Consider the following 11,542-nt stretch of genomic DNA (forward strand, 5'->3'; position numbering starts at 1 on the left):
CTCCTAGCGCTTCTTGTTGGTCTTGCGGCGGCGCACGATGAGGGCGTTCGAAGCCTTCTTCGGGCTACGAGTACGACCCTCCTTCTGGCCCCACGGCGAAACCGGGTGGCGACCACCGGAGGTCTTACCCTCACCACCACCGTGCGGGTGGTCGATCGGGTTCATGGCCACACCACGCACGGTCGGGCGAACGCCCTTCCAGCGCATACGGCCGGCCTTGCCCCAGTTGATGTTCGACTGCTCGGCGTTGCCGACCTCGCCGACGGTCGCGCGGCAGCGCGCGTCCACCAGGCGGATCTCACCGGAGGGCATGCGCAGGTGCGCCATCTTGCCCTCACGCGCCAGCAGCTGGATGCCGGAGCCGGCCGAGCGGGCCAGCTTGGCACCGCCGCCGGGACGCAGCTCCACCGCGTGGATGGTGGTACCGACCGGGATGTTGCGCAGCGGCAGGTTGTTGCCCGGCTTGATGTCGGCGCCGGCGCCGTTCTCGATCCGGTCACCCTGCGCGATGCCGCGCGGCGCGATGATGTAGCGCTTCTCGCCGTCGACGTAGTGCAGGAGCGCGATGCGCGCGGTGCGGTTCGGGTCGTACTCGATGTGCGCGACCTTGGCCGGCACGCCGTCCTTGTCGTGACGACGGAAGTCGATCACACGGTAGGCGCGCTTGTGTCCGCCGCCCTGGTGGCGAACGGTGATCCGACCGGCGTTGTTACGGCCGCCCTTGCTGTGCAGGGGGCGGACCAGCGACTTCTCCGGCGTGGACCGCGTGATTTCGACGAAGTCGGCCACGCTGGAGCCACGACGGCCCGGCGTAGTCGGCTTGTACTTGCGGATACCCATTTTCGTCCTCGTCTTGATCGACGATCACGGCCTCCGTCAGGAGGTCGGACCACCGAAGATGTCGATGCGGTTGCCCTCGGCCAGCGTCACGATGGCGCGCTTGGTGTCCTTGCGCTTGCCGAAACCCGTCTTGGAGCGCTTGCGCTTGCCCTGACGGTTGATCGTGTTGACAGCCTCGACCTTGACCGAGAAGACCGCCTCGACGGCCTGCTTGATCTGGGTCTTGTTGGCGCCCGGCGACACGATGAACGTGTACTTGTTCTCGTCGAGGAGGCTGTAGCTCTTCTCGGAGATAACCGGCTTCACCAGGACGTCACGGGGGTCCGTGAACGTCTTGCTCGTAACGTCGCTCATCAGGCGGCGCTCCCTTCGAGCTCGCCCTCAGCGGCAACGGCCTTGGCGGACGCGGCCGGACCGGCCACGAAGCGCTCGAAGGCGGCCTGGGTGAAGACCACATCGTCGGAGACGAGCACGTCGTAGGTGTTCAGCTGACCGGCGTCCAGGATGTGGACGTTCGGCAGGTTGCGAGCGGACTTGAGGCCCAGCTCGTCCGCGCGCTCGACGACCAGGAGGACGTTCTTGCGCTCGGTGATCTTGCCGAACAGGCTCTTGGCGGCCTTGGTCGACGGCGCCTCGGTCGCGGTCACGTCGGTGACGACGTGGATGCGGTTGTGGCGGGCCCGGTCGGTGAGCGCACCGCGCAGGGCGGCGGCGATCATCTTCTTCGGGGTCCGCTGCGAGTAGTCGCGCGGCACGGGACCGTGCACGACGCCACCGCCGGCGAACTGCGGCGCACGGGTCGAGCCCTGACGGGCGCGGCCGGTGCCCTTCTGGCGGTACGGCTTCTTGCCGCCACCGCGGACCTCGCCACGAGTCTTGGTCTTGTGGGTGCCCTGACGGGCCGCAGCGAGCTGCGCCACGACGACCTGGTGCATCAGCGGAACGCTGACCTTCGCGTCGAAGATCTCGGCCGGAAGCTCAAGGCTGCCGGTCTTGTCACCCGAGGGCGACAGGATGTCAATGGTGCTCATATCCTTCACAGCCCCTTCGCCGCGGTGCGGACGAGGACGAGGCCGCCGTTCGGGCCCGGGATCGCACCCTTGATCAGGAGCAGACCCTTCTCCGCGTCAACCGCGTGCACGGTCAGGTTCTGGGTGGTCACACGCTCGTGACCCATCCGGCCGGCCATCTTCAGGCCCTTGAACACGCGGCCCGGGGTGGCGCAGCCACCGATGGAACCGGGCGAGCGGTGCTTGCGCTGCACACCGTGACCGGCGCCGAGGCCCCGGAAGTTGTGCCGCTTCATGACACCGGCGAAGCCCTTGCCCTTGGAGGTGCCGGTCACGTCGACCTTGACACCCGCCTCGAACAGCTCGGCGGTGATCTCCTGGCCCAGGGTGTACTCGGACGCGTCCGAGGTCCGGAGCTCGACCAGGTGGCGGCGCGGGGTGACACCGGCCTTGGCGAAGTGGCCCGCGAGGGGCTTGTTCACCTTGCGGGGGTCGATCTCGCCGAAGCCGATCTGGACGGCGTCGTAGCCGGCCGGGCTGTCGGCGGTGTGGACCTGGGTCACGACATTCGGCCCGGCCTTGACGACGGTCACCGGGACGACCCGGTTGTTCTCGTCCCAGACCTGGGTCATGCCGAGCTTCTCGCCCAGGATGCCCTTAATCTGCTTAGCCATCTTCGGTGCGCCTCTCAGAGCTTGATCTCGATGTCGACGCCCGCCGGCAGGTCGAGACGCATGAGCGAGTCAACCGTCTTCGGCGTGGGGTCGAGGATGTCGATCAGACGCTTGTGAGTGCGCATCTCGAAGTGCTCGCGCGAGTCCTTGTACTTGTGCGGCGAGCGGATGACGCAGTACACGTTCTTCTCAGTGGGCAGCGGCACCGGGCCCGCGACCTGCGCACCAGTACGGATCACCGTCTCGACGATCTTCTTCGCCGAGGAGTCGATGACCTCGTGGTCGTAGGCCTTGAGCCGGATGCGGATCTTCTGTCCCGCCATGGCTACCTTGTAGTCCTTTGTCCTAGTCACTGCACGACCCCCGCTCCGACCCCCGCGCTCGGGCGTGTCGCACTCGCGCTTGCAAAAAACCGGCGATGGACTCGTCGGTTTCGAACTTTCGGGGTAGGGGGAGCCGGGCCGAGGCCCCGCACACGCTTCCCGGAAGATTCCCGTACGTCCGCCCCGCAGCTGCCGTGGCGTATCACTCACGCTTGACGGCCATCACGGGAACGACGAGTACATGGGACTCGCTTCCAGTCCTCCCGGCGGGAGGCGCGCAGCATCGGCACTCAACCGAGCAACTTGGACATACTGCCACAGCCGTGAGCCGGAAAGCCAATCGGGGCCGGTGAGGCGTACCCCACCGGCCCCGGCCGGAACCCTCCGCTACCGGACGGCTACTTCTTCACCCAGGGGGCGACCCGGCCGCAGACCGCCGGCCAGTCCTCGGTGGGGATGTTCGCGCAGTGCAGGTCGCCCTTGTCCGGCTCCGACTCCCAGTCCTTGACGATCGGGTCGGCGCACGGCCGCGGCGGGTTCTCCGACTTCACCGGGGCGTACTTCGGGCAGCTGCCGTCCTTCTTCTTGATGTTGTGCGCGCGCCAGGCGTCGAGGCCCATGCTGTTGGTCTTCTCGCTCTGCGGCATGTAGCGGTCCACCGACCAGGACGCGCCCATCGTCGCGAACAGCGCCAGCGCGCAGACCAGTCCGGCGGCCAGCTGCCGGGTGGCCCGGGCCGGGATGGCCGGCCCCGCGGCCGCGGGGACCCGCTCGGAGCGGCCGAGCAGCCCCTGCACCCAGCCGCGCCCGCGGTCGGAGGCGGCCATCAGACCGACCACGGCCAGGATCATCAGGCAGTACATGATGATCCAGGTCGTCCGCGGGTAGAGCTGCACCATCTGGTCGTGCGCCATGTGCGATGCGTACCAGAAGCGCATCAGCCAGGCGCCCACCAGCACCGCGGCGGCGACCCGGACGACCAGGCTGCGCAGGCCGAGACCGACGCCGATGCCGACGGCGGCGATCAGCATCAGCGCGAAGCCGGTCTGCCCGGCGAGTTCGCCCGACTGCGGCCAGTTGTGGTAGGTGAGGTCGCCGGTCCGGTCCGACATCCAGCCGAGCACGTAGGCCGGGTCGACGTAGTTGACGATGTAGGCGTACCGGTCCGGGGTGGTCGCGCCCTCCTTCGCGATCTGGTAGAGCAGCGGCGAGCCGATGACGCCCGCGAGGCCCACCGTGACGGCGAGGAAGAGCAGCGTCCGCCGGACGGCGCGCGCACCGCCGCGCCACGGGAACAGGAACAGGGTCATCACGAAGACGCCCGGCGCCGACCAGAGGTACCAGCCCGAGTAGTAGAGGAACAGCACGCCGAAGATCACGCCGAAACCCGCGCCGCGCAGCACCACGGAGCGGGTGGACAGCGAGCGGGCCCGGCGCAGCTCGCGCAGGCAGGCGGCCAGCAGCGGCACCAGGATGATCATCGTGACGTGGCTGTACGGGCGGATCGGGTCCAGGAAGACCAGCGCCGAGGGCACGGCGATGGCGAGCGCCCAGAACGGCCGCAGCATCAGGCGCCACGCGAGGTAGCTCATCGGCCCGGCCAGCGCGCTGAAGAAGATCTGGAGGTCGTGCAGGGCGAAGCCCTCACCGCCGATGCCGCCGTAGCGCAGCTTGGCCCAGACCGCGATCAGCCCGGGGAACAGCGGCGGGTAGACGCCGGGCAGCCCCTTGTCGTCCAGCATCGAGGTGGCCATGTGGATCAGCTGGCTGGGGTCGCCCTCCTGGCCGCCGAGCGGCCACGGGGTGCCGCGCAGCGCGACCACCACACCGCCCGCGACGACGCCGGTCGCCAGACCGGCGACGGCCGCGCAGACCAGCCGCTGGACGAGGCGGTGCCGGGCCGCGCCGCCCCGCCACGCGGTATAGACCAGCACTGCGAGCAGCGGCAGGCCCAGCACCGCGACGTACTGCTGGATCTTCGCGAGGCCGCTGACCTGGCCGATGCGGTTCGTCGGGTTCACGCTGATGTGCGTGCACAGCAGGGTGAACACCAGGGCGGCCCCGACGCTGACCAGCGCCTCGGCCGCGATCAGGACCGAACGCCGCTCCAGCAGGGCACCGAGGTCCCGCCGGCGGGCCGGGGCCCCGGTCTCGGTCTCGGGTTCGCCGCCGGGATCGGAGCTCTCGGCACTGCCGACCGCTTCGGGGGCCAGGTTCGTCATCTCAGTCCATTTCCGTCGGGCGGCCGTACGGGGCCACCGGGAGGTGGGAGAGCACGGTTCGGTCCCCCCGTGCCGTCACGGGGCCGTCGGCCGCGGACCCGGGAAGCTCTCCCCCGCTCGCGCGGCGCACCGCTGCGGGTCGTCCGGTCCGTTCGGGGCCCGGCGCACGGCGGCGGTCCGGGCCGTCGGGATCGCACCGGAAGTCTGCCACGGGCCCATCGGCCTGGCCAATGTGTCCAATGGGGTGATGGGCGGAGTGAAGGCCGCGGTTCTCCCCCGCACCCCACCGTGCCCGGACGGGCACGCGAACGCCCGTTCCACAGACGGTTTTCCGTTCCCCGCACAACCCTCCTCCCCCGTCGGGAGTCCCCACAGGTGGCGTTCGAACGGCCCCCCCGTGCCTGGCAGAATCAGGTGCCACGGCCCCAGGCCCGACGGCTCCGGCGCATCCGGCCGGCCCGCGCGGTCGTCCCTCGGTCCGCCCCCTGCTCACGACCCCCGAAGGACTCCCGGACAGTGACGAGCCCACCGACCGCCGCCCCCGCCGTGACGAGACAGCCCCCGGCCGTACGGGGCCGCCACAGCTCTCCGGCCCTCGCGGAACGCCCGGCCCTCTCGCTCGTCGCGGAAGGCGTCACCGCCGTCTGCGCCGCACTCCTGATGCTGGTGCTCGCCGTCACCGTCACGCTCGACCCGATGTCGCGAATAGGCCAGGTCAGCGGGCTGGCCGCGCTCCAGCTGCGGCTGCTGCTCCTGCTCGGCCTCGTGGTGGGGCTCTGCGCGTTCTGGATGCGCCGCCGGCCGCTCGCGCCGGTCCGGTTCGCCGCCGCCGCGGTCTCCGGCCTCGCTTCCGGCGTCACCGCGGCCGGGGTCTCGCTCGGGCTCCGCGACACCACCTGGCCGCTGAACGCGCAGGACGGCGACTCCGGCGCGCTCCAGGCGTGGGCCGGCGCCCTGATGGACGGCCAGTCGCTGGACGGCGGGTACCCGCCGGTCTACCCGCACCTGATCGCCTGGACGGCCGAGTACGTCACCGACGGGCAGGTCGGGCACGCCCTCAAGCTGGTCGGCCTGGTGTTCGTCGCGCTGCTCGGACCGGTCGCCTACCTCGCGTGGCGGCTGCTGCTGCCGCCGCTCTGGGCGCTCGGCGTCGGCGTCACCGCGGCGCTGCCGATGATGCAGCCGTACAAGCCCTACACCAACATCGTCCTGGTGGCGTTCGTCCCGGTGCTGGCCAAGCTCCTCCAGATGGTCCAGCGCGCGCCCGAGCTGACGCGCAGGCGCGCGACCACCACGGGCGCCGTGCTGGGGCTGGCGATCGGACTGATGTTCATCGTCTATTCGGGCTGGTTCGTCTGGTCCGCGGCGGGCGCGGTCGTCCTCACCGCCGTCCTGCTGTTCCGGCTCCAGCGCGCCTCCGGCACCCGGGCCCTGGTCACCGCGGCCTGCACGCTGGGGGCCGCCGGCGCCGCGTTCCTCGTCGTCGCCGGGCTGAGCCTGTTCAAGCTGCTCTCCTCGGCCGGCAGCACGGTCGACCGCTACTGCTACTTCGACACCTACACCGAGCCCGCGTACTTCGCGATGTGGCGCGACGACCTGCCCGGCTCGGACGCGCTGAGCACCTGGCCGCTGCCGGGCGAACTGGGCGGCGTGGGCGTGTTCTCGCTGCTGCTGCTCGGCGGCCTCGGCATCGCCCTGACCCTCGGCATCAACCGCGCGGCGGTGCTCGTCCCGGCCGCCTGCGCCGCCAGCGCGCTGCTGATGCGCTACTGGTACGCCTCGCACATGGAGCGGGACCAGGCCGTCATGCTCTACCCGCGGACCAGCGCCCAGCTGCTGTACTGCCTGCTGGTGCTCACCGGCCTGGCCTGCTACCTGGTGGTCCGCCGCCGCGCCGAGGCCGTCCCCGCCTTCGTCGTCGCCGTCCCGCTGATCCGCCGGCCCGGCCCGCGCGCGGTGGCCGTCGGCACGCTCTGCGCACTGGGCCTGCTGTTCGGCATGGCCGGCTCGGCGACCGCCGACAAGTACATGCCGAAGCAGGAGGGCGGCGGCACCGGCGGCCTCGCCTGGAGCGCCCAGGTCACCGCCGACCACGAGGGCCACTGCTCGCGCTACGCGCCGAACGGCGTCTGCAACCCGCCCGGCGAGCGGCCGAAGGTCTCCCCGCCCGGGCCGGACGAGGGCGTGTTGTCCTGCCCGGCCGGCAGCCCCTACCCGTTCCGGCGGCAGTGAGCCCCGGACGCCGCGGAAACGGCCGTGGGGCCGGCGGACCTTCCCGGTCCGCCGNNGGGGGGGGGGCGGGGTCACGCCTCGTGGCGCTGTCCCCCGGTGAGCGCGTGCCGGACGAGGACCTTCGCCCCGCCGGTCTGCCGCCGGCGCAGCGCGCCGGGCAGCATGGTCAACGCGTGCAGCCGGGAGGCGCTGCGGAACCGGGCGGCCCGGGCGGCCTTCGGCCAGCCGCGGGCGTCCATCCGGTCCGCCACCGCGTTGAAGTACCGCTCCGCCTCGGCGAACCGGGTGCCGGAGAACGCCTGCACCGAGGACTCGCTGACCGCGTGCCGGCGGTACTGGAAGACGACGGTGGTGTTGTCCACCATCATCTGCTCGCCCCGCTCCAGCAGGTCGACGACCAGGGCGAGGTCCTGGATCACCGAGTACTCGTCGCGGAAGTTGACCTCGCGCAGCGCGTCGCCGCGCCAGCAGATCGACGGGAAGTACAGCCAGTTGCCGCGCAGCACGCTGGCGGCGAGCTGCTCGCCGCCCATCAGGCGCCGGCCCTTCACGGTCGGGGCGTAGAGCCGGTCCTTCACGTTGTCGGCCAGACCGGCGGTGACGACGCCGTCGCCGTCGATCACCTCGACGCCCGGCTGGACCATGCCCAGGCCGGGGTTGTCCCGCAGGATGCCGCGGACGGTCTCCAGGTAGTGCGGGTGCAGCAGGTCGTCGCAGCCCATGATGACCACGTGGTCGGCGGTCGACAGGTCGACGCACTTCTGGAAGTTCCTGGTGATCCCGAGGTTCCGCTCGTTGCGCAGGTAGGTCACCCGCTCGTCGCCGAGCGCCGCGAACCAGCCCGGGACGTCCGGCTCCTTGCCGTCGTCGACGACGGTCAGCCGGAAGTCCGGGTCGGTCTGCGCGAGGATGCTGCGCACCGCGGCCTGCATCATCGCGACGTCGCCGTAGTAGGGCAGCATGAACTCGAAGGTCGCCACCGCGATCAGCCCTTGTTGCGGTCGACCGGCACGGAGACCGGCAGGTCGAGGTCGAAGCGCTCCTCGTTCAGGCGGGCGCCCTCGTTGATCGCGACGGTGCGGGCCAGGTCGGTGAGCTTCTTCTCCAGCGAGCGGAAGCGCAGGAAGGTGTTGAGGGTGAGGAAGCCCATCGCCAGGACCATCCCGTACAGCACCAGGTCGGTGCCGCGGCCGACGCCGAGCTTGTGGGCGATCCAGGTGACGTCGCTGGGACGCAGCACCGCGTAGATGTTCACAACCACGAAGGTCGAGAAGGCGATGCGCTTCCAGGCCCGGGTGTTCGCGGCGTCCCAGCGCCGGATGAACATGAAGGCCAGGATGACCGAGCCGAGGATGAGAAGCAGCTGGATCCAGAAGTAGTTCATCGGCGGCCACGCTCCCGCAGCGAGATGTCGAAGATGATGTTGACGCCGTTGATCAGGGACTGACCCTTGGCGCGTGAGTAGTCGGTGTACAGGATGTCCACCGGGACCTCTGCGACCCGCAGGTCGGAACCGGCCAGGAAGCTGACGATCTCCGACGCGTGGGCCATGCCGTTCATGGTGATCCGCAGCCGGCCGGCCGCCTCGCGGTTGAGCACGCGCAGGCCGTTGTGCGAGTCGGTGAGCTTGAGCTTGCGGGCGGTGGGGCTGATGGTCGCGGCGGTCCGCAGGACCACCCGCTTGATCCACGGCACCTGGCCGTTCTGCTCGATGAAGCGCGAGCCCAGGATGACGTCGGCGACGTCCTGTCGCAGGAGCTCGACCATCTTCTCGACGTCGGCCGTCTGGTGCTGGCCGTCGGCGTCGAAGGTGGCGAAGTAGGTGGCGCCGGGCTGGGCCAGGGCGTAGGCCAGACCGGTCTGGAGCGCGGCCCCCTGCCCCAGGTTGACCGGGTGGCGCACGAGGTGCGCGCCGGTGCCCATGATGTGCTTGGCGGAGTCGTCCGCGCTGCCGTCGTCGACCACGACGATGTTGGGGAACGTCTTGCGCGCTCCCTCCACAACGTCAGCGATCACCTGGCCTTCGTTGTAGGCCGGGATCACCAGCCAGACATCGTCATACTGGGGCACTGGTAACTCCATAGAGGGGCTCTGGCCCGCGCTCACGCGCGGCGATCTGTATACGGGGCTCCGTCATTCGCCGGCGCTCCCGCGGCTCAGGAGGGGCACTCCCGGTTCCGCCCCGTCCGGTGCGGACGCGGGCTGGTTCGCCACCGAACGGGAGAAGCTGAACCTGAGGGCGGCCAGCATACCGATCACGGTGGCCAGCGACCCCGCCGCGTAGGCGACGACCACCCGGGTCGACACCTCCCCGGGGAGGAAGGTGACCGCGGCGAGGACCGCGGTGCCGAGCGCCCAGCAGCACAGCTGCAGGTTGTGTCGCTTGAATACCATCAGAGCCTGTCCGAGGACCATCGCGAACATGTACGCGACGGTACCGGCGGACATCCAGAAGAAGGCGGTCCGTCCCAGCACGGGTTCGGCCCCGAACAGCACCTCGATCAGCCACGGGCCGAGCGCCACCGCGGGGATCCCGCCGAGCAGGCCGAGCAGGCCCACCACCGCGCCGATCCGGCGGAGCATACCACTGAAGGCGGCCCGGTCCCCGACCGCGATGGCCGCGGAGAGGCCGCTGAGCAGCGACGCCTGGAGCGAGCCGAAGACGAAGAGCGGCACCCGGGCCAGCACCAACGCGTTGAGCAGCGCGGCGATCAGCGCCGAGTCGGACGGCGCGAGCAGCTTGGTGCTCACCACCGCCGCGTTGACGACCGCCTGGGAGAGCAGGGTCGAGCAGATCAGCAGGCCCAGGCCGGAACAGAGCTCGGGCCAGCCGATGCCGGGGCCCGGGCGGGCCGCCCGCAGCAGCGGCGGCAGCGTCACCAGGGTCGCGATGACCGGCGCGACGGCCAGCACCAGGCTGAACGCGAGCGCCGAGTCCACACCGGCCACCGCGAGACCGCCGGCCAGCACGATCCGCAGGCCGCCGTCCAGGCCGAGCTGGGTGCCGTAGACGCCGAAGCGGCCGAGACCGGCCAGCACGCCGCGGGTCACGTAGCAGACGGCCATGCCGGCGAAGGCGGCGCCGAGGGCGAGCACCAGCTCGCGGTCCCCGTGGAACATCATCCGGGCGAGCGGGCCGGAGGCACCGACGACCGCCGCCAGGGTGACCCCGAGGATGCCGCCGGTGAGCAGGGCGGCGCGGCGCAGCACCGGGGCGGCGCCGTGGCCGAGCGCCGCACGGGCGGCCACGATCCGGGTGAGTTCCTGCTCGATCGGGAAGAAGAGACCGATCCCGACGGACATCACGATGGTCCACAGCAGGGAGACGTTCGCCATCGCGTCGGTAGACAGGCTGTGGCCCGCCGCGCCGAGGTGGATGTACGACGCGGCGCCGAGCACGACGGTGCCGCCGGCCACCGCGACGGTGCCCGGCGGCAGCGCTGCGGCGGCCTTCTTCAGCGGATTCGTCACTGGGACCGGTCACCCTCGGTGGTCGAGGCGGCGGCGACCAGCGCGGCGAAACCGGGGGTGCGGAGCGCCTCGGCGAGCTGCTCCCGCCAGTCGGACAGCGGCTCGAAGCCGGCCGCCGCCCAGCCGCCGTGGTCCAGCACGCTGAACGCGGGGCGGGCCGCCGGGCGGACGAACGCCTCGGACGTGGTGGGGCGGATCCGCTCGGGGTCGAGCCCGGCGAGCCGGTAGGTCTCGCGGGCCAGCCCGTGCCAGGTGGTCCGGCCGCTCGCGGTGCCGTGGTAGACGCCGGCCGGCGCCTTCCCGTCGAGCGCGGCCAGGCCGAGCGCGACGAGCCGCTGCGCGAGCGCGTACGACCAGGTCGGCTGGCCGTGCTGGTCGTCGACGACGTCCAGGCTCGGCCGCTGGGCGGCGAGCTTGAGCATGGTGGCGACGAAGTTCCCGCCGTGCTCGCCGTACAGCCAGGCGGTGCGCACGGTGTAGCCGTGCTCCGGGAGCAGCTCGGCGACGGCGCGCTCGCCGACCAGCTTGCTTCGCCCGTAGGCGTTGACCGGGGAGGTCGGCGCGTCCTCGCGGTACGGCTCCGTCGCGTCGCCGGCCAGCACGTAGTCGGTGGACACGTTCAGGAGCCGGGCGCCGGTCTCGGCACAGGCGGCGGCCAGGTGGCGCACCCCGGTGCCGTTGACGGCGGTCGCGGCCTCCTCGGCGGTCTCCGCGCCGTCGACGTCCGTCCAGGCGGCGCAGTTCACGACGAGGTCGTGGCCGGCGACGGC

Annotated in this window: 11 protein-coding genes and 1 pseudogene; 1 reads left to right on the forward strand and 11 read right to left on the reverse strand. The window is 71.2% G+C overall.

The window, feature by feature from the left end; all coding sequences use genetic code 11:
- Positions 1 to 3: 3 nt before the first annotated feature.
- From rplB to ABD308_RS22730, 6 genes are all read right to left on the reverse strand, one after another.
- Entirely contained in the window at positions 4 to 840 is an 837-nt protein-coding gene (gene rplB / locus ABD308_RS22705) for a 50S ribosomal protein L2 (RefSeq protein WP_344338028.1), read from the reverse strand.
- Positions 841 to 876: 36 nt separating this feature from the next.
- Positions 877 to 1,194 (reverse strand): 50S ribosomal protein L23, encoded by a 318-nt coding sequence (rplW, locus tag ABD308_RS22710; protein ID WP_030300381.1) that lies wholly within the window; start codon positions 1,192 to 1,194, stop codon positions 877 to 879.
- The gene (gene rplD, locus ABD308_RS22715; protein ID WP_344338031.1) at positions 1,194 to 1,871 is read right to left on the reverse strand and encodes a 50S ribosomal protein L4; all 678 of its coding nucleotides are present in this window, start codon (positions 1,869 to 1,871) and stop codon (positions 1,194 to 1,196) included. Before rplD ends, rplW begins: the two co-directional genes overlap by 1 nt.
- Before the next feature lie 5 nt (positions 1,872 to 1,876).
- Positions 1,877 to 2,524, reverse strand: coding sequence for a 50S ribosomal protein L3 (gene rplC, locus ABD308_RS22720; protein ID WP_189916064.1), 648 nt, complete (start codon positions 2,522 to 2,524; stop codon positions 1,877 to 1,879).
- A 14-nt stretch (positions 2,525 to 2,538) separates the two neighbouring features.
- On the reverse strand, positions 2,539 to 2,847 hold the full coding sequence (rpsJ, locus tag ABD308_RS22725) for a 30S ribosomal protein S10 (RefSeq protein WP_012785157.1): 309 nt from the start codon (positions 2,845 to 2,847) through the stop codon (positions 2,539 to 2,541).
- A 398-nt stretch (positions 2,848 to 3,245) separates the two neighbouring features.
- A complete protein-coding gene (locus tag ABD308_RS22730) occupies positions 3,246 to 5,069 on the reverse strand; it encodes a hypothetical protein (RefSeq protein ID WP_344338035.1) in 1,824 nt (607 codons plus the stop codon).
- Positions 5,070 to 5,585: 516 nt separating this feature from the next.
- Here ABD308_RS22730 and ABD308_RS22735 point away from each other — a divergent pair.
- On the forward strand, positions 5,586 to 7,301 hold the full coding sequence (locus ABD308_RS22735) for a hypothetical protein (protein ID WP_344338036.1): 1,716 nt from the start codon (positions 5,586 to 5,588) through the stop codon (positions 7,299 to 7,301).
- Positions 7,302 to 7,372: 71 nt separating this feature from the next.
- On the opposite strand, the gene ABD308_RS22740 is transcribed toward ABD308_RS22735, so the two are convergent.
- The 5 genes and pseudogenes from ABD308_RS22740 to rfbD form a co-directional block, all read right to left on the reverse strand.
- Positions 7,373 to 8,281: a glycosyltransferase family 2 protein gene (locus ABD308_RS22740; protein ID WP_344338038.1), complete on the reverse strand. Its 909-nt coding sequence runs from the start codon at positions 8,279 to 8,281 to the stop codon at positions 7,373 to 7,375.
- Positions 8,282 to 8,286: 5 nt separating this feature from the next.
- Positions 8,287 to 8,685, reverse strand: a complete 399-nt coding sequence (locus ABD308_RS22745) for a DUF2304 domain-containing protein (protein ID WP_344338040.1) — start codon at positions 8,683 to 8,685, stop codon at positions 8,287 to 8,289.
- On the reverse strand, positions 8,682 to 9,371 hold the full coding sequence (locus ABD308_RS22750) for a glycosyltransferase family 2 protein (protein WP_344338041.1): 690 nt from the start codon (positions 9,369 to 9,371) through the stop codon (positions 8,682 to 8,684). Before ABD308_RS22750 ends, ABD308_RS22745 begins: the two co-directional genes overlap by 4 nt.
- 63 nt (positions 9,372 to 9,434) lie before the next feature.
- Positions 9,435 to 10,772, reverse strand: coding sequence for a lipopolysaccharide biosynthesis protein (locus ABD308_RS22755; RefSeq protein WP_344338042.1), 1,338 nt, complete (start codon positions 10,770 to 10,772; stop codon positions 9,435 to 9,437).
- Positions 10,769 to 11,542, reverse strand: a pseudogene (rfbD, locus tag ABD308_RS22760) (dTDP-4-dehydrorhamnose reductase); the annotation flags it as partial. The gene ABD308_RS22755 and the pseudogene rfbD, both read right to left, overlap by 4 nt.

The sequence above is a fragment of the Kitasatospora putterlickiae genome (assembly GCF_039527695.1).
Taxonomy (GTDB): domain Bacteria; phylum Actinomycetota; class Actinomycetes; order Streptomycetales; family Streptomycetaceae; genus Kitasatospora; species Kitasatospora putterlickiae.